This window comes from Moheibacter lacus (assembly GCF_014042165.1).
Lineage (GTDB): Bacteria > Bacteroidota > Bacteroidia > Flavobacteriales > Weeksellaceae > Moheibacter > Moheibacter lacus.
Window position 1 is genome coordinate 930,353 of the sequence record NZ_JACDZE010000001.1, and the last position, 26,562, is coordinate 956,914.

Annotated in this window: 25 protein-coding genes and 1 tRNA gene; 14 read left to right on the forward strand and 12 right to left on the reverse strand. The window is 36.1% G+C overall.

The features are described from left to right. The first annotated feature begins 5 nt into the window (after nucleotides 1-5). The 5 genes from HU137_RS04390 (at nucleotide 6) to HU137_RS04410 (ending at nucleotide 4,401) form a co-directional block, all read left to right on the forward strand. The gene (locus tag HU137_RS04390; RefSeq protein ID WP_182042577.1) at nucleotides 6-416 is read left to right on the forward strand and encodes a BrxA/BrxB family bacilliredoxin; all 411 of its coding nucleotides are present in this window, start codon (nucleotides 6-8) and stop codon (nucleotides 414-416) included. A 96-nt stretch (nucleotides 417-512) separates the two neighbouring features. Then, the gene (locus HU137_RS04395; RefSeq protein WP_182042578.1) at nucleotides 513-1,670 is read left to right on the forward strand and encodes a M20/M25/M40 family metallo-hydrolase; all 1,158 of its coding nucleotides are present in this window, start codon (nucleotides 513-515) and stop codon (nucleotides 1,668-1,670) included. A 6-nt stretch (nucleotides 1,671-1,676) separates the two neighbouring features. Continuing rightward, nucleotides 1,677-2,264, forward strand: a complete 588-nt coding sequence (locus tag HU137_RS04400) for a riboflavin synthase (RefSeq protein ID WP_182042579.1) — start codon at nucleotides 1,677-1,679, stop codon at nucleotides 2,262-2,264. A gap of 3 nt (nucleotides 2,265-2,267) precedes the next feature. Then, nucleotides 2,268-3,716, forward strand: a complete 1,449-nt coding sequence (locus HU137_RS04405; protein WP_182042580.1) for a sensor histidine kinase — start codon at nucleotides 2,268-2,270, stop codon at nucleotides 3,714-3,716. After that, complete coding sequence (locus tag HU137_RS04410; RefSeq protein WP_182042581.1) at nucleotides 3,697-4,401, forward strand: tRNA1(Val) (adenine(37)-N6)-methyltransferase; 705 nt, start codon at nucleotides 3,697-3,699, stop codon at nucleotides 4,399-4,401. Before HU137_RS04405 ends, HU137_RS04410 begins: the two co-directional genes overlap by 20 nt. Here the strand turns inward: HU137_RS04410 and HU137_RS04415 are convergent, their stop codons facing one another. After that, nucleotides 4,402-5,370 carry an ABC transporter ATP-binding protein gene (locus HU137_RS04415; protein WP_182042582.1) on the reverse strand — a complete coding sequence of 323 codons (969 nt, stop codon included), beginning with the start codon at nucleotides 5,368-5,370 and terminating at the stop codon, nucleotides 4,402-4,404. Between the two features lie 127 nt (nucleotides 5,371-5,497). Here HU137_RS04415 and HU137_RS04420 point away from each other — a divergent pair, with 127 nt between their 5' ends. The 4 genes from HU137_RS04420 (at nucleotide 5,498) to gmk (ending at nucleotide 8,964) form a co-directional block, all read left to right on the forward strand. After that, nucleotides 5,498-6,160 carry a YceI family protein gene (locus HU137_RS04420; protein WP_182042583.1) on the forward strand — a complete coding sequence of 221 codons (663 nt, stop codon included), beginning with the start codon at nucleotides 5,498-5,500 and terminating at the stop codon, nucleotides 6,158-6,160. Nucleotides 6,161-6,231: 71 nt separating this feature from the next. Then, on the forward strand, nucleotides 6,232-7,455 hold the full coding sequence (hutI, locus tag HU137_RS04425) for an imidazolonepropionase (protein WP_182042584.1): 1,224 nt from the start codon (nucleotides 6,232-6,234) through the stop codon (nucleotides 7,453-7,455). 38 nt (nucleotides 7,456-7,493) lie between these two features. After that, nucleotides 7,494-8,354 carry a YicC/YloC family endoribonuclease gene (locus HU137_RS04430; RefSeq protein ID WP_246361479.1) on the forward strand — a complete coding sequence of 287 codons (861 nt, stop codon included), beginning with the start codon at nucleotides 7,494-7,496 and terminating at the stop codon, nucleotides 8,352-8,354. Between the two features lie 40 nt (nucleotides 8,355-8,394). Then, a complete protein-coding gene (gene gmk / locus HU137_RS04435; protein ID WP_182042585.1) occupies nucleotides 8,395-8,964 on the forward strand; it encodes a guanylate kinase in 570 nt (189 codons plus the stop codon). Here gmk and HU137_RS04440 read toward each other — a convergent pair. Beyond that, a complete protein-coding gene (locus HU137_RS04440; RefSeq protein WP_182042586.1) occupies nucleotides 8,954-10,072 on the reverse strand; it encodes a T9SS type A sorting domain-containing protein in 1,119 nt (372 codons plus the stop codon). The genes gmk and HU137_RS04440 overlap by 11 nt on opposite strands. 83 nt (nucleotides 10,073-10,155) lie before the next feature. Then, nucleotides 10,156-11,346 carry a phosphoglycerate kinase gene (locus HU137_RS04445; RefSeq protein WP_182042587.1) on the reverse strand — a complete coding sequence of 397 codons (1,191 nt, stop codon included), beginning with the start codon at nucleotides 11,344-11,346 and terminating at the stop codon, nucleotides 10,156-10,158. A 627-nt stretch (nucleotides 11,347-11,973) separates the two neighbouring features. Here HU137_RS04445 and rpiB point away from each other — a divergent pair. From rpiB to HU137_RS04460, 3 genes are read left to right on the forward strand one after another with little or no spacing between them, the layout of a single operon-like run. Continuing rightward, a complete protein-coding gene (gene rpiB, locus HU137_RS04450) occupies nucleotides 11,974-12,402 on the forward strand; it encodes a ribose 5-phosphate isomerase B (protein WP_182042588.1) in 429 nt (142 codons plus the stop codon). Between the two features lie 37 nt (nucleotides 12,403-12,439). Continuing rightward, nucleotides 12,440-14,599: a ribonuclease R gene (gene rnr, locus HU137_RS04455; RefSeq protein ID WP_182042589.1), complete on the forward strand. Its 2,160-nt coding sequence runs from the start codon at nucleotides 12,440-12,442 to the stop codon at nucleotides 14,597-14,599. A 22-nt stretch (nucleotides 14,600-14,621) separates the two neighbouring features. After that, a complete protein-coding gene (locus tag HU137_RS04460; protein ID WP_182042590.1) occupies nucleotides 14,622-15,308 on the forward strand; it encodes a LysE family translocator in 687 nt (228 codons plus the stop codon). On the opposite strand, the gene HU137_RS04465 is transcribed toward HU137_RS04460, so the two are convergent. The 3 genes from HU137_RS04465 to HU137_RS04475 are packed head-to-tail and all read right to left on the reverse strand — an operon-like array spanning nucleotide 15,305 to nucleotide 18,614. Then, nucleotides 15,305-16,297 (reverse strand): glycosyltransferase family 9 protein, encoded by a 993-nt coding sequence (locus HU137_RS04465; protein WP_182042591.1) that lies wholly within the window; start codon nucleotides 16,295-16,297, stop codon nucleotides 15,305-15,307. The genes HU137_RS04460 and HU137_RS04465 overlap by 4 nt on opposite strands. Then, nucleotides 16,294-18,183, reverse strand: coding sequence for a monovalent cation:proton antiporter-2 (CPA2) family protein (locus HU137_RS04470; protein ID WP_182042592.1), 1,890 nt, complete (start codon nucleotides 18,181-18,183; stop codon nucleotides 16,294-16,296). The genes HU137_RS04465 and HU137_RS04470 overlap by 4 nt, the downstream gene beginning before the upstream one ends. Nucleotides 18,184-18,188: 5 nt before the next feature. Next, a complete protein-coding gene (locus tag HU137_RS04475) occupies nucleotides 18,189-18,614 on the reverse strand; it encodes a SufE family protein (RefSeq protein WP_182042593.1) in 426 nt (141 codons plus the stop codon). Between the two features lie 51 nt (nucleotides 18,615-18,665). On the opposite strand from HU137_RS04475, the gene HU137_RS04480 reads away from it, so the two are divergent. After that, a complete protein-coding gene (locus HU137_RS04480; RefSeq protein WP_182042594.1) occupies nucleotides 18,666-19,610 on the forward strand; it encodes a 2-hydroxyacid dehydrogenase in 945 nt (314 codons plus the stop codon). 16 nt (nucleotides 19,611-19,626) lie between these two features. Then, nucleotides 19,627-19,700 (forward strand) — tRNA-Ala (locus HU137_RS04485). A 50-nt stretch (nucleotides 19,701-19,750) separates the two neighbouring features. Here HU137_RS04485 and HU137_RS04490 read toward each other — a convergent pair. The 6 genes from HU137_RS04490 to HU137_RS04515 form a co-directional block, all read right to left on the reverse strand. Then, a complete protein-coding gene (locus HU137_RS04490) occupies nucleotides 19,751-20,449 on the reverse strand; it encodes an OmpA family protein (RefSeq protein ID WP_182042595.1) in 699 nt (232 codons plus the stop codon). A gap of 18 nt (nucleotides 20,450-20,467) precedes the next feature. Further along, the gene (locus tag HU137_RS04495) at nucleotides 20,468-20,998 is read right to left on the reverse strand and encodes a lipocalin family protein (protein ID WP_182042596.1); all 531 of its coding nucleotides are present in this window, start codon (nucleotides 20,996-20,998) and stop codon (nucleotides 20,468-20,470) included. A gap of 118 nt (nucleotides 20,999-21,116) precedes the next feature. Beyond that, nucleotides 21,117-21,977: a class I SAM-dependent methyltransferase gene (locus tag HU137_RS04500; protein WP_317169896.1), complete on the reverse strand. Its 861-nt coding sequence runs from the start codon at nucleotides 21,975-21,977 to the stop codon at nucleotides 21,117-21,119. A 31-nt stretch (nucleotides 21,978-22,008) separates the two neighbouring features. Beyond that, nucleotides 22,009-23,877 carry a tRNA uridine-5-carboxymethylaminomethyl(34) synthesis enzyme MnmG gene (gene mnmG, locus HU137_RS04505; RefSeq protein ID WP_182042597.1) on the reverse strand — a complete coding sequence of 623 codons (1,869 nt, stop codon included), beginning with the start codon at nucleotides 23,875-23,877 and terminating at the stop codon, nucleotides 22,009-22,011. A 38-nt stretch (nucleotides 23,878-23,915) separates the two neighbouring features. After that, nucleotides 23,916-24,335 carry an rRNA maturation RNase YbeY gene (gene ybeY, locus HU137_RS04510; protein ID WP_182042598.1) on the reverse strand — a complete coding sequence of 140 codons (420 nt, stop codon included), beginning with the start codon at nucleotides 24,333-24,335 and terminating at the stop codon, nucleotides 23,916-23,918. A gap of 9 nt (nucleotides 24,336-24,344) precedes the next feature. After that, nucleotides 24,345-26,534 carry a patatin-like phospholipase family protein gene (locus HU137_RS04515; protein WP_182042599.1) on the reverse strand — a complete coding sequence of 730 codons (2,190 nt, stop codon included), beginning with the start codon at nucleotides 26,532-26,534 and terminating at the stop codon, nucleotides 24,345-24,347. Nucleotides 26,535-26,562 lie beyond the last annotated feature (28 nt).

The window sequence follows — 26,562 nt, forward strand, 5'->3', positions numbered from 1 at the left end:
AAGAAATGTATCCAGAAGAAATAGTAATACCGATGAAAGAACAATTGACTTTTAACGGTTTTGAGGATTTGACTACTGCTGAAAAGGTGGACGAAGCCATGAAAAAAGAAGGAACGACTTTGGTGATGGTAAATAGTGTTTGTGGTTGTGCTGCTGGAGCTGCTCGACCAGGCGTACTTTTGTCGCTTACGGGGGAAAAAGCACCTAAAAACTTGACCACTGTTTTTGCCGGATTTGATTTGGATGCGGTAAAACGTGTACGTGAATATTTGATGCCTTTTCCTCCAAGTTCTCCTGCTGTAGCGCTTTTCAAAGACGGAGAATTGGTGCATATGTTGGAGCGTCACCACATCGAGGGACATTCTGCCCAAGCGATTGCTGAAAACCTAAAACAAGCTTACGCAGAGTTTGTTTAAAATTTCAGTATAAAGATTTTTAGCCCTTTAATTCATTCAAATTAAAGGGTTTGTTTTTTAAAAAATTGTACTTTTATCGACATATTTTAACCTAAAATGAAATTAACACACACTCTTTTATTATTCGGAATTCTTTTATCATATACAGCTTTCGGACAAACACACAATGCTTATTATCAAACACTTGTCAATCAAGTTAGCGCCGATCAATTGGAATCCAAACTGACATCATTCGCCAATTTTGGGGAAAAACAATTGGGTTCACCGGAAGCCTCCAATGCTTTTAACTGGTTGGTGGATCTTTACGAATCTTGGGGCTACACTTCTATCGAACAACATGAAGTAAATGCTTGGGGAGAAAGTGGCTACAACCTCATCGTTACCAAAACCGGAACCGTTTATCCGGACACCTATATCATCATCGACGGTCATTACGACACGATCAATGGTCCGGGCGCCAATGACAATGGAAGTGGAACGGCAATTATCCTAGAAATGGCGAGAATCTTAAAAGATATTCCTACCGAATATTCCATCAAATTCATCCATTTTACTGCTGAAGAATGGGGATTAATCGGGAGTTACCAATACGTGGAAGACATCGTTTTGCCACAAAACTTGGATATAAGATTGGTCTTTAACATAGATCAGGTTGGGGGTATCGCCGGTGATATAAATGATACGATAACCTGTGAACAAGACGAAGAATTTCCCAGCAGCAACAATTCTCAATCCTCGCTCTTTACCAATCAACTAATGACTTGTGTGGAGCTTTATTCTGATTTGGAAACCAATCTGGGTGAGGCCTATGGCTCTGATTATGTGCCATTTCAGGAAGAAGGTTTTGTGGTAACGGGGTTATATGAGTACAATGAATCACCTTATCCGCATACTTCAGAAGATACTTTGGAAAATGTAGATTTCGGGTTCATTCTTCAAGTTGCAAAAGCAACGATGGGGGCGATATGTCATTTCGCTGTAGTTCAGGAAGATATGAGCGTCAACGACGCCAATTTTGATCAGGTTCAAATATTTCCCAATCCGGTTGATGATGAATTAATTGTTCAGTCCAATTCAGCAAAAATTTCTAAAATACATTTGACCGATCTTACCGGAAAAATCCTTTGGAGTTCGTCAAAAGTTGAGAGCGAAATGAAAATCAACACTTCTCATCTTCCAAATGGCGTTTATCTTTTGAACTTAATGAAAGGAAAGTTGAGTTCGTCAAAAAAAATCATTGTACAACATAAATAATCCGCTTTGTTTACAGGAATAGTTGAAAATATAGGGACAATCGAACGCATCGAAAAAGAAGAATCAAACGTTCATTTTTGGTTAAGTTGTGCTTTCACAAACGAACTTAAAATCGACCAAAGCGTTTCGCATAACGGTGTTTGTTTGACTGTCGTCGAAATTTCCGATGCCATTTATAAAGTAACCGCGATAGACGAAACCCTTAAAAAAACCAATTTAGGTCAACTTTTAGCTGGAAATAAGGTCAATTTAGAACGATGTATGCGTTTTAACGACCGTTTGGATGGCCATATCGTTCAGGGTCATGTAGACCAAACAGCGGTATTAAAATCAATCGAAAATGAAAAAGGAAGTTATGTGCTTACTTTCCTTTATGATGAAATTTCTTCCGGAAATGTTACCGTACCAAAAGGATCCATTTGTGTAAACGGTATTAGTTTAACCGTTGTAGATTCTAAAGTCGGTGAATTTTCAGTTGCGATCATTCCTTATACATGGGAAAACACCAATTTGCACGAATTAAAATCAGGAGATATTGTAAATTTAGAATTTGATATCATCGGCAAATACATACAACGTCTGATGAACCGATAAACCATGGTAAAACGGCTTAATTTATCCCAAAGGATTTTTGCTGCGATGTTTTTAGTCCTGCTATTTACATCCGTTTCCATAACGTTTATTACATCCTATAATTTCCAAGAACAAAATAGGATTTTTGCAGAAGATCTATTGAAAGCGAAAGAAAACCAAGTGATCGCCGCAATTGATTATGAGCTAGATCGTTACCCGAATTTAGCAACCGATAAAAATATTTATGATGTGCTGGAAAATGTAATTCTTGGTATTTCTGATGTTCATAAAACGGATATTAATGTCTTTGACGTCCGTGGAAACTTGATGTTGACTACAGAGGCAAAAGATGTTCCATCAAGGGTTTTACCGGACCGGGTTTTGGATAGTTTATCTAGAAATTTGGAATACCTGGAAATTCCGGTAGATGTGGGACGCGGAAAAACCTATTTGACTACATATCAATACATTAACAATTACAAAGGCGAACCGGTTGCCATCGTAAATCTCCCTTATAAATCAGATAGATCATTGTTCAAAGAAAACATGAATGCATTATTGAGCCGTTTTGCAGGTGTTTTATTTTTGGTTTTGATCGTGGGAGGTTTTTTGTCCTGGATCATGGCCAAACAAATCACAAAAAAAATTGAACTAATTGCCGGAAAAATCAAACAAACCGATGTCGTTATTCATAACAAACCCATTGATTATCAACAAAAAGACGAATTAAAACCATTGGTTGACTCCTACAATGAAATGTTGGAAAAACTGAATCACCAATCCAATTTACTCGCCATCACAGAGCGAGAAGAAGCTTGGCGCGAAGTGGCCAAACAAGTAGCACATGAAATCAAAAATCCCTTAACGCCTATGCGGATGATGATTCAAAATTATGTGCGCAAATATGATCCTGAAGACCCCAAATCAAAGGAAAAACTAAAAGACCTTTCCGAAACCCTGGTTACCCAAATCGATACGATGTCAGCCATCGCTGAAGCCTTTTCTGATTTTGCGCGTATGCCTTTGCGTAAAGATGAAGAAATCGATGTGGTCAATACCATCGAAACCGCATTGGAGATTTTTCCCGAAAATACAGTCAAATTTGAGTCTTCTGTAAAAGAATTGAAAATTCATTTTGACAAAATTTATTTAATTCGAATCATTACCAATTTGGTTAAAAATGCCATTCAAGCCGTACCAATGGAAAGAAGTCCGGAAATACATGTCAACCTGCAAAAAATGAAAGATCTATTGGTAATAAGGGTTTCTGACAACGGAGTCGGAATCGCACCAAAAATAGGCGATAGGATATTTGAACCCAAATTTACCACAACTACGGGTGGAATGGGATTGGGACTGGCCATGGTAAAAAAAATCGTAGAAGACTATAACGGCAGCATCCACTATCAAAGCGAAGAAAATCGAGGAACCGAATTTATCATAAAATTTCCGCATGGGAAAATCGGTTTTTAAATTCAAAGAATTCGAAATTAATCAAGAAAAATCGGCCATGAAAGTTGGAACCGATGGTGTTTTACTGGGCGCTTGGGTCAAAGCCGAAAGTCCTAAAAGAATTTTGGACATCGGTGCAGGAACCGGACTCATTTCATTGATGTTGGCTCAGCGATATCCTCAGGCAGAAATAATCGGTGTTGAACCTCAAGAAGATGCTTATTTTGAAGCCGGAAAAAATGTTAAGCATTCAAAATTTAGCGCAGAAATTAACATTGTAAATGACCGAATTCAAACGTTTTTTTCAGAAGAAAAATTTGATTTGATCCTAAGCAATCCACCTTTTTTTGAATTCACACATAAGGAAAATTCTTCCCGAAATAGTGCAAGACAGCAAACCGATTTGACTTTTGAAGAATTGATTTCACATTCAGAAAGCTTATTGAACCCAAATGGAAAATTCGCAGTAATTATTCCATTTGATGCTGAAACCGTTTTTAAAAATTTTGCTTCGAATTTCAATTTATATCCGGAAAGGATTACCCATGTAAAAGGAAACCTAAATGCCCATTTTAAAAGAAGTTTGATGCTATTTTCCCGCCATCTTTCAGATCCGAAAATTGATGAACTTATCATCGAAATTTCGAGAAACAATTATACGGAAGAATATATCGCCCTTACCCGAGATTTTTATTTAAAAATGTGACTAGATCAATCGATATTGATTCAAATTAAGTGAAACAAAATTCGATTCCGGAATGGATTTGGAATAAAACTTTAAAATAACATCGTTCCGCATCACCTCAACCAAATAATCTCTTCCTTGGTAAAAAGACTGAAGGATTTGAAAAGCATTTCCTGAGCTTTGAATTTCTAATTCTTCCGGATAAATCAATGCCGATCGACTTTCGGAAATTTCGATGCCAAACAAATCTTTCATTTCCTTTGGTTTTAGTACCACATATTCTCCGAGAAGACTCGCAACATATTCATTCACAGGATTATTTCTCAGATTTTCAGGTGTGTCATATTGTTCTATTGCTCCGTTTTTCATGATCATAATTTGGTTTGAAAAACCCAATACATCTTTGGCGTCATGCGTAGTCAAAAAAACGGTACAACCGGTATTTTTAGCCCAATTCCAAATGTTTTTTCTCAATTCAAATTTCAAAGGTTGGTCCAGGTGACTGTAAGGCTCGTCCAATAAAAGCAATTTGGGTGAAGTTGCAATCGCCCTGGCAATGGCAACTCTTTGGCGCTGACCTCCACTTAATTTATTTGGAAATTGAGCTTTAAAATCGAGTAAATTAACAACTTCCAATGCTTTTTCGATGGTTTGTTTTTTGAGTGGAATATCAAAGTTGCTTAAATATTTTCCGACGTTTTCTTCCACAGTAACGAAATCCAATAAATCAAATTCCTGTGGAACCAATTTCATGTCAGGATGTCCAGGAATCAAATTAAATTTGGGTCCGGTGACCAATTTGTCTTCGAAACAAATTCTACCTGAAACTACTTCTTCCAATCCATAAACCAATTTCAATAAAGTCGATTTCCCGCTTCCACTTTCTCCTAAAACCGAAATAAATTCGCCCCTATTGACTTGAAAGTTAATGTTTTTCAAAATCGGTAAATCCTTTGCATAAAAAAATTCGAGTTGTTCAACTTTTAACATCTTGACCATTTAAGTTGAACAAAATTCAAAAAATTATTCCTTTAATCCCATAAATATTCCAATTCCTTATCCTACATCAATTTTTGGGGCAAGGTTTTTGCGGTATTTTTGCCTAAAATTTAAAAAAATGAAAAAAGTACTATTAGGATTATCATTCGTCGGAATGGCATTTTTAGCTTCTTGTGGACCAAAAGATACGGTAGAGGCAACAGAAGCACAAGATTCTGCTTCAGCATCTGCTGAGTCGGTTGCATATGCCTTGAACACCGACATCAGTTCCGTAACTTGGAAAGGTGGGAAAATCTTTGAAGACACTTCAAAACCGGAAGAAGGTCACTATGGAGTTGTTAAATTAAAATCAGGTGAAGTTACGGTTAAAGGAGGTGTTTTGGAGTCTGGAAAATTTGTAGCAGATCAAACGACTTTTGAAAGTGCAGATTTAAACGAAGACGCTGAATCTAAGGTAAAATTGGATGGACATTTGAAATCAGCTGATTTCCTAGATGTTGAAAAATTCCCGGAAGCAACTTTTGAAGTTACTGCTGCAAAAGCTTTGACAGAAGGAGATTATAACACTGAGATTTCAGGAAATTTGGATTTCCGTGGCGTTCCAAAAAACATCACTTTTAAAGCCAATGTTACAGAAGAAGGTGACAAAGTAACCATCAAATCAGAAGAATTTAAAATCAACCGTCAAGATTTCGGCATCACTTTTAAAGGTGGTGGCGGTTCTATCATCAAAGACGATGTGATTTTACAAGTAGATCTTTCTGCAGACAAAAAAATGTAATTGTTTTAAATATTTTGAAAAGCTCCGCTCTGTCGGGGCTTTTTTTGTTACATAAACCTTATTTTTATCCCATGAAATTAATCGGACCATTTTCCCAAATCATTACACTTGCAGGAATTCCTTTAAAAGGCGCTGTGAAAGATGAACAATTGGAAATCATTTCAAATGCCGGAATTCTTGTTGAAAACGGAATTATCCAGAAATTAGGAGAATTTCAATCGCTTCGAAATGATTTTCCTAAAGCGGAGTTAGAAGAAATTAAAGGTGAAAACGTATTGCTTCCGGGATTTGTCGATAGCCATACGCATATTTGTTTTGGTGGAAATCGATCGCGCGATTTTGCGATGCGTTTGAACGGTAAAACTTATCTGGAAATTGCAGAAAGCGGCGGCGGAATCTGGAGTACAGTTACCAATACGAGAAATGAGTCCAAAGAAAATTTGATCCAATCTACTACTAAAAATGTAAACCATGCGCTTCAAAATGGTACCACAACCATCGAAATCAAAAGTGGATATGGTTTAAGTGTGGAAAGTGAATTAAAAATGTTGGAAGCCATCCAATTTGTAAAATCAACTTCAGAAGCTGATATCATTCCTACTTTTTTGGGCGCTCACATGAAACCGAGAGATTTTGAAGGTTCCAACTCTGAATATTTGGAACTTTTAGTCAACGAAGTTTTTCCGGTTTTAAAAGAAAAAAAATTGGCCAATCGCATCGATATTTTCACTGAAAAATCTGCTTTTTCTGTTGAAGAAAGCAGATTTTATCTACAAAAAGCAAAAGAGTCTGGATTTGAAATTACCATTCATGCTGACCAATTCACGCCGGGAGGAAGTTTACTTGCAGTAGAATTTGCTGCGCTAAGCGCAGATCACCTCGAATTTTCCAGTGAAAAAGAAATCCAAGCTTTGGCAAATTCTGATGTAGTCGCAACCGCTTTGCCGGGCGCATCCATAGGTTTAGGAATGCAATATACGCCTGCTAGAAAATTATTGGATGCGGGTGCTTGTTTGTCGATTGCTTCGGATTGGAATCCGGGTTCAGCTCCGATGGGAGATTTATTGACCCAAGCTTCTATCCTCGCAACTTTTGAAAAATTATCCATGGCTGAAGTGCTTTCTGGCATCACATTTCGCGCAGCAAAAGCCTTAAATTTTTCAGATAGGGGAACATTGGAAATCGGTAAAAAAGCAGATTTGGTTGCTTTTCCTACAAATGATTTTCGAGACATCATCTATCTTCAAGGGCAATTGAAGCCGAATTCCGTTTGGAAAAACGGTAATTTGATTTAAAGAATTATTGTACTTTTGACCCAATTCAAAATTGATTTATGATCCAATCCATGACCGGTTATGGAAAAGCCGTAGCAGAATGTTCCGATAAAAAATTAACCGTAGAAATCCGTTCACTTAACAGTAAATCGCTCGATTTGAACACGCGATTGCCCTTTTTATACAAAGAAAAAGAATTGGAAATTCGCAAGATTTTATCCGAAAAATTGCAACGCGGAAAAGTCGATTTTTCCATCCAAACGGAAATTACTGCGGACAATAAAACCCAGCAAATCAATTCTGATATCATCAAAGCTTATATGCAAGAATTTCGTCAAATCGTTCCGGAAGCAAATGATGCCGAACTGCTTTCCATCGTGATGCGTTTGCCAGACGTGATGACGTTTACTTGTAATTCTTTGGCGGAGGACGAATGGGATTTGTGTCAAAAAATCATCCTAGAAGCCATCGAAAATTTACAATTCTTCCGAACAGATGAGGGCAAAGTTCTGGAACAAGAATTTGTACAAAGGATCCAGATCATTTTAAGTTTATTGATTGATATTGAGCCATTTGAAAAAGAAAGAATCGGAATTTTAAAGGAAAGATTTGTCAAAAATTTGGAAGAATTATCTGTCGAATATGATGAAAATCGATTTGAACAAGAATTGGTTTATTATCTAGAAAAACTGGATGTTACGGAAGAAAAGGTTCGTTTAAAAAACCATTGCGAATATTTCTTAAAAACCTTGGAAAGTCCTGATTCAAACGGTAAAAAATTGGGTTTTATCACACAGGAAATCGGTCGAGAAATCAATACGCTAGGTTCCAAATCCAATCATTCGGAAATGCAAAAAATAGTGGTGCAAATGAAAGATGAATTGGAAAAAATTAAAGAACAAGCTTTGAATATTCTTTAAATTTGAAAATTCGTTAATTTGAGAATTTGAAAATGATTTTGTGAAAAATAAAGGAAAATTAATCATCGTTTCAGCGCCATCAGGCGCAGGAAAAACCACTTTGGTCAAACATCTTTTGGAAGAAATGTCTGACTTGGAATTTTCTGTTTCTTGTGCTACGCGTAGTCCGAGAGAAAACGAAATCCACGGAAAAGATTATTATTTTATTTCGGCAGAAGAATTCAAAGAAAAAATTGACAATCAGGAATTTGCAGAGTTTGAAGAAGTCTATACCGATAATTTTTATGGTACTTTAAAATCGGAAATCGAACGAATTTGGGCGGAAGGAAAAACCGTAATTTTTGATATCGATGTAGTCGGTGGTTTGAATTTGAAAAAGATTTATCCTGAAAATTCTTTGGGAATTTTCATCATGCCACCTTCTGTAGAGGAATTAGAAAAGCGTTTGCGTGGTCGAAATACAGAAACTGAAGAGAAACTTCAAATGCGTGTAAAAAAGGCTGAAAAAGAGCTTTTATTGGCGCCTGAATTTGACGTGGTTCTGATCAATGAAAATTTGGAAGTTAGTAAACAAGAGATTGAGGATTTGGTTAAAAATTTTATTGTTTAATAAGTTTTTTTGTTTCTGTTTTTCCGTTTGCTAATCTAATTTTCAAAATATAAACACCTCTGGATTTGTCTCCTAAATTTATTTCTGAAGAATTAGCATTATATTGATTTAGTTTTTGGCCTACGATATTGTAGAGTTCTATTCTTTCTATTTTTTGATCGGATTTTATCATTAAAATATCTTTAACTGGATTGGGATAAACGGTAACTACTCCTTGATTTTCAACTTCATAATTTCCTAAAAAATCTTGTTTGTTTACAATGCCCGTAACAAACTCTAAATCTGTTTCTGCGTACATTGAAAATTCATTTGTTGCTAAATCGCATAGATAAAAATCTCCGGTCCAGTTATCTACTATCATTATTTTGTTCTGACCACGTAAATAATGCATTGCTCCAAAATTAAATTCCAAGTCAAAATTAATTGGGATTTGCGTGATAGTATTTGAGTTTAATGAATAAGAATACAAAACTCTTTCATTTTCTAAACCATTTCCTATTAAGAATAGTTCATTGGATTCAGGTTTATAGGTAAGACCTTGAAAAGAACCTTGATTTTCAGATGTATCACCAAAATCGGAAAGATCGATTAATTCGCTTGATGTTTCTTCCGGAAGATTAACCTTCATTAATTTCGTAGAAACATAAACCCCAATTGTATATTGATCTGATATATAATAGAATTCTTCCGCATCTCCACTATTTCTTACAATACTTGTACTTTTTGAACCATCAACAGCACCTACCTCAGCCATGTATCCAGTCACTGTTCCAATAATGTAGCACTCGGTTTCTTGTGGTGTATTTTCATAAATTATAAACTCTCCTCCTGATTCCATTTTAAAACCCAATTTTTCTTGTTGAATATATAATTTATCTGAATTGGGTTGGTAGGTGAGTTGTTTTCCTCCTATCATCTCGGAAAATTCACCCGTTTCAAATTCTTCTAATAATTGATATTCATTTTCAATTGTATTTGTTACCACATTAAATTCTTTTAAATAGGTTGGTGAACCTTTAAATTCTTGGTCACTTATTACATAATAAGTGTCTTCAAACTGGGAAAACACAAAAACAGGAAAAACCAAAAGAAGTATAAATTTTTTCATATAAGTTGATTTTGAATAAAGTTAAATTAAAAATCCATTCGGTTTTATTACCGAATGGATTTTTATTATTTTCAATCAAAATTTTAACTCAGAATCGCCGCTACTCCCGGTAATTCTTTTCCTTCCAGACTTTCCAGCATCGCACCACCACCGGTAGAAACATAACTTACTTTATCGTCATAACCGTATTGTTTCACAAATGCAACGGAATCACCACCTCCAACTAATGAAAATGCGCCTATTTCTGTCGCTTTTGCAATGGCTTCACCTAAAGAAATCGTTCCTTTTGCAAAATTATCCATTTCAAAAACGCCCAAAGGTCCGTTCCATAAAATGGTTTTGGAATCTTTGATGACATCAGAAAAAAGTTTGTTGGTTTCCGGCCCTACATCCATTCCCATCCAACCGTCTGGAATTTCATATACACTGGTAATTTTGGTTTGGGCATCATTGCTGAAATTATCTGCCACAACGTTGTCAAATGGCAAATAGATATTCACATCATTATCATCACAAGCTTTTAAAATTTCCAATGCCAGTTCCAATTTATCGTTTTCTACCAATGAATTTCCGATATCGCCTCCTTGTGCTTTGATAAAAGTATAGGTCATTCCACCACCGATGATCAAATTATCAATCGCCGGTAAAATATTGTCAATAATCGTAATTTTTGAAGAAACTTTTGCTCCACCTAGAATGGCTGTAACTGGTCCATCTCCGGTTTTCAACACTTTATCTATCGCTTCCAATTCTTGTTTCATCAAATATCCAAAACATTTGGCATTTGGGAAAAATTCTGCAATAATTGCAGTGGAAGCATGCGCTCTGTGTGCCGTTCCGAAAGCGTCATTGACATAAATATCACCCAAATCGGCCAATTTTTTTGCAAAATCTCTATCGCCTTTTTCTTCTTCCGGATGAAAACGTACATTTTCTAACAATAACACTTCGCCCGATTTTAAATTTTCAGCTTTTTCTCGTGCATCATCACCTACCACATCATCTGCCATGGTTACATTTACACCCAAAATTTCTGAAACTTTTGATACGATATGTTTCAGCGAATATTGATCTTCAAATCCATTTTTAGGCCTTCCCAAATGCGTCATCAAAATAACAGCACCTCCATCATTTAAAATTTTTTCTATGGTTGGTTTAGCGGCTTGAATTCTCGTATCGTCAGTGACATTGAGGTTTTCGTCTTGTGGAACATTAAAATCCACTCGAATTAAGGCTTTTTTGTTTTGGAAATTAAAATCGTCTATTGTTTGCATTTCGAATTAAATTTGTTGAAAGCAAAAGTAGTGGAAATCTATTTCATCTGCAGGTTTTGTTTTTCACAATTCACAATACTATTATTATCATTATATTTTTTTTAAATTAAAAAAAGAAATTGGTGTATATGTATACACTGTTAATATGTGGATAATTAAATGTAGAATAATTTTATGGATACAGGATTAACAATTATTTATGTGTAATTTTGTTTTGAAATGAATGAATTAGGAGGTTATCAACAAAAATTGTTGATTGTTAAAAGGCCATTTTTTAGATAAATTGATTGCTGAAAACTATCAATAACTACGTTGAAAATTTCCGTGCCAGATTCAAAAGTTTTCCTTGATTGGTATGATTAATTTTATAGATAGAAATACAAATCAAAAAAGCAAGTTGATAACCCAAAAATCGATAAAAAGTAATTGAAGATTTATTAACATTTAGTTTACAATACCTAAACCTTGATATTGAATAAGTTAAAGAATTTAAGAAAAATAGGTTGTTAATAGAGCCGAATTCCTTAATATTTTGTGATATTTCAACTTATTAAGAAAATGTAAAATGGAAGGTAAATTATAAAATTCAATTTCTTCATAATAAATAAATTAATAAAAATAAACATCATGAAAATAGCCATCGGAGCAGATCATGCAGGAGTTGAATACAAAGAGAAAATAGTAGCGTATTTAACAGGTAAAGGAATTGAAATTCAAGATTTTGGAACGTTTTCAACAGCCTCTGTTGATTTCCCTGATTTTGCACATCCAACTGCCGAAGCTGTGGAAAACAAAAAGGTAGATTTCGGAATTTTAATTTGTGGAAGTGGACAAGGTGTGAACATGACAGCCAATAAGCATCAGGGTGTACGATCAGCGCTTTGTTGGAATACGGATATCGCGCGATTGACACGTCAACACAATAATGCGAATATCATCGCGCTTCCGGCGAGATTTGTGGCTTACGAATATGCAGTTGAAATGATCGAAACCTTTTTAAATACTGAATTTGAAGGAGGAAGACATGAAAGAAGAGTAGAGAAGATTTCTTGCTAAATAGCCATTCTTTTAAACAAAACCTTATATTTATTAGATGTCAAAAAGAAAATTCAATTCCAAAAATAAAAGAAATACTTCCGGAAAATTCAACCAGAAAATACTGGAAATTCTTTTAAAAAATCCAAATAAACCACAGAATTACAAGCAAATAGCTTCTGCTCTTCAAATCACAAGTATCATCGATCGTGAGATTTTGATCAAAGATCTTCAAGCGCTATTGGCCGATAAGAAAATCAAAGAATCGGATCGAGGAAAATTCAGGGTAAATGCAGACCAGCATTATTTGATGGGAACCATCGATATTACCCAGAGTGGAACGGCTTATGTAACAGTTGATGGAATAGAAGATGACATTTTGATTGCTAAAAACAAAAAGAAAAATGCACTTCAGGGAGATGTGGTTAGGATTTATGTTTATCCCAATAAAAATAAAAAGAAACGACAGGAAGGAGAAGTCATCGATGTGGTCAAAAGATTTAAAACCCTTTTTACAGGAGTTTTTGAAATGCAGCCAAGTGGAAAATATGGATTTGTCGTGATGGACAATCGTTCTCTTCACGTAGATTTCTATATACCAAAAGATAAATTTAACCAAGCGGAAAACGGTCAAAAAGTGGTCGTTGAAATGAAAGATTGGCCGGAAGATGCTGACAATCCATTTGGTGAAATCGTAGAAATACTGGGAAATCCGGAAGAAACCAATGCAGAAATGCATGCGATTTTACTCGAATACAATCTTCCTTATGCCTTTCCGGAAGAAGTGGAACGAGAAGCACAAGAATTGGATGTAGCGATTCATGAAGAGGAAATCCAAGCCAATCGTCGCGATATGCGCGATGTGGTGACATTTACAATCGACCCAAAAGATGCCAAAGATTTTGATGATGCTTTATCGCTTAGAAAGTTAGAAAATGGAAATTGGGAAGTTGGGGTTCATATTGCAGATGTAACGCACTATGTACGTCCCGGGACTTTATTGGAACAAGAAGCTTATAACCGTGCAACTTCTGTTTATTTGGTGGATAGGGTAGTGCCGATGTTGCCGGAAAACCTGAGCAATGTTGCTTGTTCACTTCGTCCAAATGAAGACAAATACACTTTTTCGGCCGTATTTGAAATGGATGAAAACGCCAAAGTTATCAACCAATGGTATGGTCGAACGGCAATACATTCTGACCGCCGATTTACCTATGAAGAAGCACAAGAAATCATAGAAGGTGCAGAAGGAGATTTTAAAGACGAAATTTTGACTTTGGATCGTTTGGCAAAAGTTTTACGTCAGAAAAGGATGAAAGATGGCGCGATTACGTTTGATAAAATCGAAGTCAAATTTGAATTAGATGAAAACAATAATCCAATTGGCACTTATTTTAAAATATCAAAAGATGCCAATCATTTGATTGAAGAATTCATGTTGTTATGCAACCGTAAAGTTTCTGAATACGTATCTACAGATAAAACCGGAAAACCGAATAATAATACGTTTGTCTATAGGGTTCACGATGATCCAGACCCGGACAAATTACAAGATTTGAAATTATTCATCAAACAATTTGGTTATACACTCGATTTACGGGACAGAATGTCTGTTACCAAATCCATGAACCAATTGCTTGCAGATGTCAAAGGAAAACCGGAAGAAAACCTGATTGAAACACTTGCGGTCAGAACGATGAGCAAAGCCAAATATTCGACAGAAAATGATGTCGGGCATTATGGATTGGCATTTAAGTATTATTCGCATTTCACATCGCCCATTCGTCGATATCCAGATATGATGGCGCATCGATTGTTACAACTATACTTGGATGGTGGAAAATCACCAGCAGCGGCTCCACTTGAAGAAAAATGTATCCATAGTTCATCTCGTGAAAAGTTGGCAGCAGAAGCAGAAAGAGAGTCCATCAAATTCATGCAAGTGAAATACATGGAACAGTTTGTAGGCGAAGAGTTTTATGGATTTATCACAGGTGTTCAAGAATATGGAATCTTTGTAGAAATACCCGAAACCCGCTGTGAAGGGATGATCAGACTAAGAAATATGGAAGAAGATTCATTCTATTTTGATGAGAAGAATTATGCTATCGTTGGAAGAAAATCAGGAATTATTTACCAATTGGGTGATAAAGTGATGATCAAAGTCGCCAAAGCAGACTTACGAAATAAACAACTGGATTTTGAGTTGTTGGGATAAATCTTAGTACCTTGCCAACTCAATGGAATTAGTAGGTTCAGCGATATTAATAGGAGTAATTCTAAGTTTGGTTCTGATCGGCCCGGTTTTTTTTATGTTATTGGAAACCAGCGTTTCAAGAGGATGGAGAGCCGCGATTGTACTGGATTTAGGTGTGATTACAGCCGATGTTTTTTGCATCTTGATTGCCTATTATGGAAGTAAAGATTTGGCGTTAGCGATTCAAAATAATCCGTCCATCTATATTTTTGGCGGATTTTTTATTTTAATTTATGGACTGGTCATGTTCATTTCCAAACCCAATTTTAAAATGCGCAACCTGAATCTCGTCAACCAAAACTATTTCAAAACCTTTATGAATGGCTTTTTGTTGAATATTTTGAACATTGGTGTCATCGTTTTTTGGTTTTTTATCGTCAGTACTATTGTAATCCAATACCCAAGACAAGAAGAAACATTACTTTTTATGAGCATCGTTTTGGGAACATTTTTCATCATCGATTTGGGTAAGATATTTTTGGCGCAAAAAGTAAAAGATAGCTTTACCATTCGACGCATTTTTTGGTTTAAAAAAACGATTGGATTTATTCTGATGATCTTTGGTGTGATCGTTATCATGAAAGGATTTGGAGCATTTGAAAACATCGACCAACAGATCGAAAACCGTATCCAGAAAGGTGTGACACATGAAAAAGAAAAAACGATTTAAATCGAATTTTCTATTTTTTCTATGACCAATTCAGGAGAAATATGTTGAAAAAAGTCTATTTTTTCAGCCTTTTTTGATTCTTTTCCAAACACCGAAGTAGGGCGTTGTTTCATTGTTTGGTCCTGAATCACATCATCCATGGACTGACCATAACCGAGAAAACCCATAAAGGGATGGGTATTTCCCCAGATAGAAATCACCCGGGTTCCAACTAGGGAAGCTAGATGCATATTAGCCGAATCCATAGAAACCATCAATTTTAATTTTTTAATTAATTCTAATTCTTCTTCGAAATTTAAAGTTCCCGCAATAGATTGGATGTTCGGATTTGATTTCTCCCAAGTTTTTAATTCCTCCGCTTCATTTTTCCCCCCAAATAAATACACTTTTAAACCAGTTTCAGCCAATTTCTCAACAACTTCATGCATTTTATCGAGCGGATACATTTTGCCTTCATACATCGCATATGGCGCAATTCCGATTGCATTTTCTTTTTCTACTTTGTTTTCAGGAAGTTGATGGGATAATTTCAACTCAAAACCCAATTTTCTGAACACATCCGCATAACGTTCAGGCATGGTTTTTATCGGCTTTAGAACCTTATTTTTTTCTAAAAGTGATTTTCTTTCTTTTCGTCCCTTGTCCAAAACACTGACTTCATTGGTTCTTAAAAATGCACGTATAATTTTGGTTCTCAATACATTATGTAAATCTGCAACACTAGAAATATTGAATTGGTTCAATTCTTTTGCAAGTTGATACAAACCTAGAATTCCTTTGTGTTGACCATCTAAATCAGCCGTATAAAACGTTAAATTGGGAATTTGGCTAAATAAAGGCTTGAACTTTTCACGTGAAACATATAGAATTTTGACTTCCGGGTTTTGGTTTAGGAATGCTTGAATGACCGGAACTGTCATGGCGACATCTCCTAATGCACTGAAACGCATGACCAATAAGGTTTTGGATGAATTTTTAATGGTTGTCATGATTTTATTTCCAGCTCTTCTTCAGCATGTTCTATGGTTTCCAAGTCCATTCCTTGATTCAGTTTTTTACGAATTTCTTCGATTTCTTCTTTGGATTTGGAGATATATTCTTCCAGATTTTGACTATGTTTAGAAAGTTTACGCAATGAAGCTCGGTCAGCTATGGCAAAGATTTCACCCTGCCGCATCGCTTCATCTCTTGTCAAACCTAATTCTTCCAAAGCATCGACACCTACTTGTACGGCAGTAAAAAAGTTTTCTCGGTAGACGTCATTAAAACCCTGATTGAAATATTGGTAGGCATCAAATCGATTTCGAGCACGAATCATGATTTTCAAATTTGGAAAATTTTTCTTCACCAATTCTACCAATACTCTATTGGTTTCAGGTGGATCAATTGCTGCAATTAATAAATCAGCTTCATTGGCTTTTGCCGCCAATAGCGTGTTTAAATTGGTTGCATCACCAAAAAAGACATTGAAACCGAGTTTTCTTAACAATTCAACTCTTTGGCTGTCATTATCCAAAACGGTAGCACTAAAACCACTGTATTTAACGATACGACCGATGGTATTCCCAAAATCTCCATAACCCGCGATGATGACTTTTTTATCTGCATCATCACTGAAATCATAATCCAAATCATCCAAATATCCACCCGCTTTTACTTTTTTCATACCCATCATAGGCACAACCCATTTTTCATTAATGATCAACAAGAGCGGCGTGATGGCCATGGTAATGGCTGTCGTGGCCAATAATAATTCTAACCAATTTTTGGGAATCAATTGTAGTTGATTGCTGAGATTTAGGATGACAAAAGCAAATTCTCCAATTTGGGATAGAAGAATGGCAAATAAAAAGTTCTGATTGAGTTTTAATTTAAAAACCAATCCTGAAATCATCAAAACCAAACCTTTGATGATCATGATACCAAAAGTCAAAGCCAAGATGGTCAAAGGCTCATTGATGATCAATCGAAAATTAATGGTTGATCCAACGGCAATAAAGAAAATACCCAATAAAAGTGCTTTAAACGGCTCTATGTCAGCTTCTAATTGATGTTTGTATTCGCTATTGGCCAATGTTAATCCGGCCATAAAAGCCCCGAGTGCCGGACTCAAACCCACATAACTCATCAGCAGAGAAACACCGATTACCAACATTAAAGCAAAAGAAGTAAATAGTTCGCGAACTTGTAATCGGGCGATGTATTTAAAAAATGGATTGACGATGTAATTGCCTACAAAAAATATAATGCCAATTGCTGAAATTATGGAAAGGGTTTTCATCCATCCAGGCGCTCCATCCAATAGGGTTTCTGCGTCACCATGTGTTATAATGGTTGATTTTACAGCTAATAATGGAAGTAAAGCTAAAATAGGAATGACCATGACATCTTGAAAAATCAATACGGAAAAACTAGCTTTTCCGCATGGAGTTTTAGTCAAACCCTTTTCAGAGAGGGTTTGTAGAATAATTGCCGTTGAGGACATCGCAACCGCAGCGCCTATTGCATAACTTGAGCTTAATGGTAAACCTAAAAAGTGAAATGCGATGAGTGTTATGATTAAAATGGTTCCAAAGAGTTGGATGCCACCGATTCCGATGATCTTTTTCCGCATTTTCCAAAACTCTTTTGGATCTAATTCCAAACCTACCAAAAACAACATCATGACCACACCAAATTCAGCGGCATGCATAATATCTTCTACTTCATCTCGGGAGGAAGTGCCCAGAATCGGACCCAACACAAAGGGACCGATCATTACACCTGCAAATAGATATCCGAGAACAGACCCCAAACCCAATCGTTTGGCGATAGGAACACAAACGACAGCTGCGAATAAATATATAAAAGCTTGAAACAATGAAAATTCACCCATGGGGTTTAGTTTTTGTTTTTGGCTTGAAATGCGATGGCATAAAATTTAAACTGTTTGATCATAGCCAGAAGTCCATTTGCACGAGTCGGTGATAAAAATTCCTGTAAACCGATTTGTTCTATAAAATCTGTATTGGAATTTAAAATATCCTTCGGATTTTGGTGGTTGTAAATTCGAACCAATAATGCCGCCAGACCTTTTGGTAAAATCGCATCGCTGTCTGCCTCAAAAACCAATTTGTCTTCCTGCATTTTTGCATCCAACCAAACTGTAGATTGACAACCTTTTATGACTTTATCTGCCGATTTTTTCTCCTCAGGAAGAGGTTTCAAACTCTTGCCCAATTCTATTAAATGTTCATAGCGTTCTTCCCAATTTTCAAAGAAAGAAAATTCGTCTACAATTTCATTTTGAATCTCTTGTATGCTCATTTTACAAAGATAAAACATAATGATTTAAATTTGTTTCTTGAAAATTAACAAATGAAAGTTTTAGCAATTGATCGCAACCATGATTTATTGGTTCAAGGATTAAAAAACGCCGGATTTGAGGTAGAGGAAGATTACCATTCATCTAAACAGGAAATCGAAAAACGGATCGAAGAATTTGATGGATTAATTTTAAGAAGTCGCTTTCCGATTGATAAAATCTTTTTGGAAAAAGCCAATTCCTTAAAATTCATCGGTCGGGTAGGAGCTGGTCTGGAAAACATAGACGAAAGTTTTGCTGCAGAAAAAAATATAAAATTGTTCAATGCGCCTGAAGGAAATAGAGATGCTGTTGCAGAACACGCTTTAGGCATGTTGTTGATGCTGTTGCATCGGTTGAGGATTGCAGATGCAGAAGTACGAAATGGAATTTGGTTAAGGGAAGAAAACAGGGGAGATGAGTTGATGGGAAAAACGGTAGGTATCATCGGTTATGGAAATATGGGAAAGGCTTTTGCAAAAAGATTAAAAGGTTTTGGTGTAAGGGTCGTTTGTTATGATATTTTACATGATGTAGGAGATGAAAATGCTAAACAAATTGGTTTAAACGAATTCTTTGAAGAAGTTGATGTGGTGAGTTTGCATACTCCACAAACGAAAGACTCAAACGGTATGGTTAATCAATCATTTATCAATTCATTTAATAAACAAATTTACTTGATCAATACGGCAAGAGGAAAAGCTGTGGTCACCAAAGATTTGGTAGAAGGGTTAAAATCCGGAAAATTAAAAGGGGCTTGTTTGGATGTTCATGAATATGAAAAAACTTCATTTGAAAATTTGAATTGGGATGAAATCCCGGAAGATTTTAAGTATTTGATTGGTTCTGATAAGGTTATATTGGCGCCACATATTGCGGGCTGGACACATCAGAGCAAAGAAAAGTTGGCACAAACTATTTTGGATAAAATTTTGGTTTGGAAGCAAAAATTTAGCTAAACTTGTAAATTATTTAGGGGATGTAGCTCAGTTGGCTAGAGCGTTAGACTGGCAGTCTAAAGGTCGTGGGTTCGAGCCCCATCTTCTCCACAAAAAAAGCCGGAGATTCTCCGGCTTTTTCTATTGATATTCAATTGTATTTATTCTCCCGCTTGTTGTTGAGCATCTTCAACCATTTTTTCATTGGCTGTGATGGCAAACTCAACTCGTCTGTTTTGTGCTCGGCCAGCATCTGTATCATTGGTAGCCCGTGGATTGGTTTCACCTTGACCGATTGAAGATAATCTAGAGGAACTAATTCCTTTTCCTTCTAAATAATTTACCACTGATTTGGCTCTTCTTTCAGAAAGTCCTTGGTTATAGGCATCAGATCCTTTGCTGTCCGTAAATCCAACGACCAAAATATCGGTGTCCGGATATTCTGAAAAAACACCAACCAATTTGTCTAAATTGGACTGAGCTTGCGCAGTCAAATCCGATTTATCATACTCAAACCTTACGTCAGACTGTTCGTCCAAAATAACTTGAATTCCCTCAGCTGTTCGAACAACTTCTGCTCCAGGAAGGGTATTTTCAATTTTTTTGGCTTGTTTGTCCATATTGTTTCCAATCAAACCACCGGCAACACCACCGATAACAGCACCGGCAATGGCTCCCAGAACGGCATTGTCTCCACTTCCTACATTGTTACCCAATACACCTCCAATTACCGCACCGGAAGCAGCTCCTGTTGCAGCTCCTCTTTGGGTGTGGTTGGTGTTTTTTACTGCTTCACAACTGGTAAATAGTAAACCGGCAGTTAATGCAATAGCAGTCATTTTTATGTTTATATTTTTCATAACGAATTTGTTTTAGGATTAAGAATTTTTTTGAAATGTATAATTTACACTGATTGGTTTCCCCTCAAACATCAAGTCTTGAACCAAAACGATGGTTGATCCGGTATTGGCTGTAACCCTCATTTTATAACCATCTACTACATTTTTTGGTTTTTCACCTTCATAGACCTTTTTGAAGTTAAAATAGTTTTGTCCTCCTTCTTCTGTTACAAACCATTTGATTTTTGTAGTACCAGAAGGACAATCACCAGCTGCATTTATCGTATAATTTCCCGTTGCATTGTTTTGAACCAAATGCCATGCGCTTCCTACATAACATTGCGAATTGGCTTCATCAAATACCGTGATGTCCACATAAGATTGTTGGATACCATCTACGGTAACATTTGTAATCGTCCAATCACCGCGCATTAACTTTGCGCTGTCTGCAACTGCCTTTGAATTTGTACAGGAAGTAATCATAAATAAAGCCAGTACAAATACTGCAATCATACTTTTTCCCGAATTCAACTTTAATGAATCTTGGGATCGTGTAATCTTTAATTTCATAGTTTTCTAATTTAATTAATAAATGAATAAAATATAACCAATTTTCACCAGATTTTGGCGACTATTTTCAAGAAACGAAGCCTTGCGCTGGCAAAGAAAAACAAGTGCCTTTAAACGCTTATTTTTGGTTTTTTGTAATTCGATAGATTACAGAAGAATAATTTCCGGTAAAAAGCCCTAAGAAATTGGATGTGCTCGCAACCAAAATTGCTCGCAAAATTCCAAAAGGGTTGTTTTTGTATCTCTCTGAAAGCATACTTACATAATAGCTATCAAACCACAACGGATGAGTTTTTTCAATTTTCATACCAAAACTGTTAAAAAGCTTTTGCATACTTTCTGGCGAAAAATGCCAAAGGTGTCTCGGGACATCATAAGCCGCCCAATGTTCTTTGTAAAATTGAGCATCAAATGATCGGTGGTTTGGAACAGCAATCATTAAGACACCGTCGTCTTTAAGTTTGGTTTTTAATTGGTCAATGAAATCGAATAAATCAGGCAAATGCTCCAAAACATGCCAAAGCGTGATGTAATCAAACTGACCATTTATTTCAGATAATTTTTTATTGGAAACCGAATTTTCACCTAATTTTTTTACTGCGATATGTCTTGCATTTTCGTTGGGCTCAATTCCAATAACATTCAAATTCCGGTTTTTGGTATAAGCCAAAAAGTCTCCGGTACCACATCCAAAGTCTAGGAGGGAAGCTTCTTTTTTTTCAACTTTTAATTTGTTGAACTTGTAACTTATATTGTGGTTTTTTACCAATTGGTATACCTTTTCAAACCAACTGTTTTTTGAATCAGTATGAGAAATATAATTCTTGCTATCGTAGTATTGCTCTAATTCAACTGGCTGAGGGTGGGTTTCCAAAAACCCATATTTTTTGTTTTCAAATAATTCAAATTCCTCTTCAGTAAGAAAAAAGTCTTTTAATTTTATCGTCGATTTCGATTTAATATATTTAAAATCAGTCACTTAAGGTTTTGTTTCACGTGGAACAATTGCATTATCTACCCATAAATACCAACAAAATACTTATATCCGATGGAGATACACCGCTTATCCTAGAAGCTTGGGCAATCGTTTGGGGTTTGATGTTGTTTAATTTCTGTCTGGCCTCTGAGGAAATGGACTTTAGTTGCGAATAATCAAAGTTCGCAGGGATTTTTAAATTCTCCAAACGTTTTAATTTATCGGCATTGTCTTTTTCCTTTTGGATATAGCCTTTGTATTTCATTTGGATTTCCGACTGCTCAACTTCCTCTTCACCCATATTATTTGTCTGAATGAATTCTGTGACCCGATCCAATTTTGTTAAATCACCGATAGAAATTTCAGGCCTAGTAATCACCGAAACCATTTTAACGCTTTGGGTAATAGGAGAGCCATTTCCTTTTAAAATCGCCGGATTGATTTCGTCCGGGAGGATAGATTGGGACTCCATGTAGTTCACCAATTGGGATGCGTTTCCATACTTTTCGTCCACTCTTTTTAGTCGCTCATCAGATGCAAGCCCTATTTTATTGGACATTTCAGTCAAACGTTCATCAGCATTGTCTTGACGAAGTAATATGCGGTACTCGGCTCGGGAAGTAAACATTCTATATGGTTCTTCCGTTCCTTTTGTGATTAAATCATCGATGAGTACGCCGATGTAGGCTTCGTTTCTTTTTAAAATAAAAGGATCTTTTTCATTTATTTTTAAATGAGCATTGATTCCCGCCATCAAACCTTGACTTGCGGCTTCTTCATAACCTGTGGTGCCATTAATTTGACCGGCAAAATAGAGGTTTTTTATGATTTTGGTTTCAAGTGTATGTTGGAGTTGGGTAGGTGGGAAGTAGTCATATTCGATGGCATATCCAGGTCTGAATATTTTGGCTTTTTCAAATCCCGGAATGGATCGCAAAGCTTTGGCTTGCACGTCATCAGGCAGCGAGGTTGAAAATCCATTTACATAATATTCTATGGTATCCCAACCTTCTGGTTCAGCAAATATTTGGTGTCTTTCCCGCTCCGCAAATCGATTGATTTTATCTTCAATAGAAGGACAATATCGCGGTCCCGTGCTTTGAATAGAGCCGTTGAACATCGGTGAGCGATCAAATCCTTCACGAAGTAAATCGTGTACTTCTGAATTGGTATACGTTATCCAACAGCTTCTTTGTGTGTTCAGTTGAGTTGTGGAGGTGAAAGAAAATTTCTTTGGTTTTTCGTCACCTTTTTGTTCTTCCATTTTGGAAAAATCCAAAGATCGACCATCTACTCTGGGAGGTGTTCCGGTTTTCATTCTTCCTGATTCAAAACCTAAATTTACCAATTGTTCTGTGATGCCGGTTGCTGCTTTTTCGCCCATTCTACCACCACCAAATTGTTTTTCTCCGATGTGGATCAAACCATTTAAAAAAGTTCCATTGGTCAAAATCACAGCTTTTGAACGTATGCTGATGCCCATTCCTGTGCGTACGCCTACGACCGTGTTGTTTTCGATAATTAAACCACTTACCATATCTTGAAAGAAGTCGATATTGTGATTTTCTTCTAAAGTTAACCGCCACTTTTCGGCAAAACGCATTCGATCTGACTGCGCCCTTGGACTCCACATCGCCGGCCCTTTGGAAAGGTTGAGCATTTTAAATTGAATCATGGTTTCATCGGTTATGATACCGGACATTCCGCCTATTGCATCTATCTCACGGACGATTTGTCCTTTTGCGATTCCACCCATAGCTGGATTGCAGGACATTTGACCTATGGCTTGTAAATTCATGGTTACCAATAAAGTTTTGGAACCCATTTTTGCAGCAGCAGAAGCAGCCTCTGCACCGGCATGGCCACCGCCGACTACTATGATATCGTATTGATCTAAAAACATTTTGTTCTTTTAAATGTTGAATGTTCCACGTGGAACAATTAAATTATTTCTTCCAAAAAAGACAAGTGACGCTCCTCTGCTTCTTTCATCTTTTTTGCTTCTTCCTCCGTTTTATCTTTATAATTCATAAAATGCAAAATGCCATGAATCATAACACGAGCGAGTTCATTTTCAAATGATTTTTGATGATTTTCAGCGTTTTCTCTAACCCGATCTACACTGATGTAAACATCACCTGAGATTTCTTTTCCTTCCGAATATTGAAATCCAATTACATCTGTATAATAATCATGATCCAAATACTGAATGTTGATGTCCAATAAATATTCGTCATCGCAAAAAATATAATTGATTTCTTCTGTTTGAAATCCTTCAGTTTCAACAGCAGCGTTCAACCAATTCTTCCAATTGAGCTCATTTTCAATTGAAAAAGGTGTTTCGTAGAAAAATAAAATCATGGTGCAAAGTTAAAACCAAAATCCGAGAGAAACATTGAACATCCCTTTTTTTGTGTTTGGCGAATAAGTCCAAAGTCCGTTAATGGGCCCCAATGGGCTATCATAGCCATATCCGATTCCATATCCAACGTAATTGTATTGCAAAAGATTTAAATCATTGAAGTCATTTTCTATGTTGCCCAAATTTAGAAAACCGGAAACATAATGGTTTCTTAAGAACTTCCCTTGTAGCTTAGAACCGATGACCATGACATTATCCCCGGATGCGTATAAAAAAGGCAAGCCATAAAACCGGGTATAGTTCATAAAAGATTGTTCGACAAAACCACCCATGACAAATTTTTGAGAATTGGGTGGGAAATTGCTGAAATAGGTGCCAAATTTCCCAAAGGCATTGACAGAAAGCCAACGATTTAATGACTTATTTCCTTCAACATCCAAAGCGATCATGGACGTTTCGTTAAAATCATCAGAATTGGAATTGAATAGGTATTTGAATAATCCATTGAATTTTAATCCGTTTCTGGGATAGTTGGGATTGTCTAGATTATCTGCTTTTAAATAACCAATTGCGTTCAGAAAATAACTATTTTCTATCACTTTGTTCGGGTCAGAAATTGGTAAATTATTGGTATGAATGTCCAAATATTTATGCTCTATACCACCTCCAATCGCATATTTTTCAAATAATGTAGATTGAATATATGCTTGATTGGTAAATTCGTTGAATTGATAATTCAAAGAAACATCTTCCGAGTTTTCATTGAAATTTATTAAACTAACACCGGTATCAAATTGTTTAAAACCTGAATAAAGACCAAAACTTGGATAAATCCCATTGTCTATGTAATAATTTAATTCATAACGTGGAAAATCTCCCAAAACTAAATCAGCAGACAAAACAGAATTGTTCAGTAAAACTTTTTTACTCGTAAAATTGAGCAAAAGACCGGTTTTGAATAAATCGTCGTAATGCAACCCAAACTTCAAAGATTGTTTTGAAGACTCTTCTCGTACAAACAAGGAGAGCGTATTGTACCCTTTTTCGTTTGTTTTTATTCGGTAAAAAACCTTATTGAAATTTCCTGAGGAATATAGAGATTTAATCCCGTTGCGTATATTTTGGTAACTGACCAAATGCGGTGGATTTATACCAAGTTTTCCTTTTACATAAGAACGATTATACGACTCCAATCCATTGATTTCCAAATCAGTAATGAGAATGTATTCGTTTTCTACTATTTTTTTTCTGTCAGTTTGTATATTGCCCTGTAAATGTGCAATTTCCTGAAGTTGATCCCATACATCTTTTGCAGCATCTGTTCCTTTGTTGATTATTTCAGTTTTATATTCAAAACTGGTTACAGAAAACCCTGTTAGATCTGGTTGTATGCTCAGATCCACCAATTCGCTTTGTTCTTTAGACTTTTCAGCGATTTCATAAGAAATGATTTGTTCGATCACTTTTGTGGCAGAATTCAATTCATCTTGGCTCAAAAGACCTTCTTGCAAATCTACACCGATGATAATATCAGCACCCATATCGATCACTTCCTGAACCGGATAATTATTCCTAACACCACCATCAATGTATTTTTCTCCATTTATATATACAGGTTCCAAAAGCGTCGGATAAGCACCACTCGCCATCACAACCTGAGGTAAAAACCCTTCTCTAAAAGTTACCGACTCACCATTGCTCAGTTTGGTAGCAACACAAACAAAAGGAATGTGTAAATCGTTAAAATCTTGAATATCATGAACATGGCGAAATAAATAAGTCAATTCGTCTACCGTTCCTTGTCCACTAGAAATGGCATTAGGAAAACCAAGTTTAAAATTGTCAAAAGGAAGTTGGAGGATGTATTTTTCTCGATAAGATTTGTCAAAAAACGGCAATTCTCTTCGTGATTTTTCATTCATGATCATGCTTGTGAGGTCCAATGAATACATGATCTCCTTTAACTCATCAGCAGTATAACCGGAAGCGTAAAGACCACCGACTATTGCTCCAATACTCGTTCCGCCGATATAATCTATTTGAATTCCCGCATCTTCGATGACTTTTAGCGCTCCGATATGTGCATATCCTTTTGCTCCACCACCGCTTAAAACCACGCCCACTTTGGGTCGTTCTTTGGTTTGGGAGGAAAGAAATCCATAAAATAGACAACATAAAATGATAAAGCTGAAACGCATAACTTATGGGACTTTAACAAATGTACAG

Excerpts from the sequence above, each read along its gene's own strand:
- HU137_RS04390 (WP_182042577.1), top strand. The coding sequence starts at position 6 with ATGTATCCAGAAGAAATAGTAATACCGATGAAAGAACAATTGACTTTT.
- HU137_RS04395 (WP_182042578.1), top strand. The coding sequence starts at position 513 with ATGAAATTAACACACACTCTTTTATTATTCGGAATTCTTTTATCATAT.
- HU137_RS04405 (WP_182042580.1), top strand. The coding sequence starts at position 2,268 with ATGGTAAAACGGCTTAATTTATCCCAAAGGATTTTTGCTGCGATGTTT.
- HU137_RS04410 (WP_182042581.1), top strand. The coding sequence starts at position 3,697 with ATGGGAAAATCGGTTTTTAAATTCAAAGAATTCGAAATTAATCAAGAA.
- HU137_RS04415 (WP_182042582.1), bottom strand. The coding sequence starts at position 5,370 with ATGTTAAAAGTTGAACAACTCGAATTTTTTTATGCAAAGGATTTACCG.
- HU137_RS04420 (WP_182042583.1), top strand. The coding sequence starts at position 5,498 with ATGAAAAAAGTACTATTAGGATTATCATTCGTCGGAATGGCATTTTTA.
- hutI (WP_182042584.1), top strand. The coding sequence starts at position 6,232 with ATGAAATTAATCGGACCATTTTCCCAAATCATTACACTTGCAGGAATT.
- HU137_RS04430 (WP_246361479.1), top strand. The coding sequence starts at position 7,494 with ATGATCCAATCCATGACCGGTTATGGAAAAGCCGTAGCAGAATGTTCC.
- HU137_RS04440 (WP_182042586.1), bottom strand. The coding sequence starts at position 10,072 with ATGAAAAAATTTATACTTCTTTTGGTTTTTCCTGTTTTTGTGTTTTCC.
- HU137_RS04445 (WP_182042587.1), bottom strand. The coding sequence starts at position 11,346 with ATGCAAACAATAGACGATTTTAATTTCCAAAACAAAAAAGCCTTAATT.
- rpiB (WP_182042588.1), top strand. The coding sequence starts at position 11,974 with ATGAAAATAGCCATCGGAGCAGATCATGCAGGAGTTGAATACAAAGAG.
- rnr (WP_182042589.1), top strand. The coding sequence starts at position 12,440 with ATGTCAAAAAGAAAATTCAATTCCAAAAATAAAAGAAATACTTCCGGA.
- HU137_RS04460 (WP_182042590.1), top strand. The coding sequence starts at position 14,622 with ATGGAATTAGTAGGTTCAGCGATATTAATAGGAGTAATTCTAAGTTTG.
- HU137_RS04465 (WP_182042591.1), bottom strand. The coding sequence starts at position 16,297 with ATGACAACCATTAAAAATTCATCCAAAACCTTATTGGTCATGCGTTTC.
- HU137_RS04470 (WP_182042592.1), bottom strand. The coding sequence starts at position 18,183 with ATGGGTGAATTTTCATTGTTTCAAGCTTTTATATATTTATTCGCAGCT.
- HU137_RS04475 (WP_182042593.1), bottom strand. The coding sequence starts at position 18,614 with ATGAGCATACAAGAGATTCAAAATGAAATTGTAGACGAATTTTCTTTC.
- HU137_RS04480 (WP_182042594.1), top strand. The coding sequence starts at position 18,666 with ATGAAAGTTTTAGCAATTGATCGCAACCATGATTTATTGGTTCAAGGA.
- HU137_RS04490 (WP_182042595.1), bottom strand. The coding sequence starts at position 20,449 with ATGAAAAATATAAACATAAAAATGACTGCTATTGCATTAACTGCCGGT.
- HU137_RS04495 (WP_182042596.1), bottom strand. The coding sequence starts at position 20,998 with ATGAAATTAAAGATTACACGATCCCAAGATTCATTAAAGTTGAATTCG.
- mnmG (WP_182042597.1), bottom strand. The coding sequence starts at position 23,877 with ATGTTTTTAGATCAATACGATATCATAGTAGTCGGCGGTGGCCATGCC.
- ybeY (WP_182042598.1), bottom strand. The coding sequence starts at position 24,335 with ATGATTTTATTTTTCTACGAAACACCTTTTTCAATTGAAAATGAGCTC.
- HU137_RS04515 (WP_182042599.1), bottom strand. The coding sequence starts at position 26,534 with ATGCGTTTCAGCTTTATCATTTTATGTTGTCTATTTTATGGATTTCTT.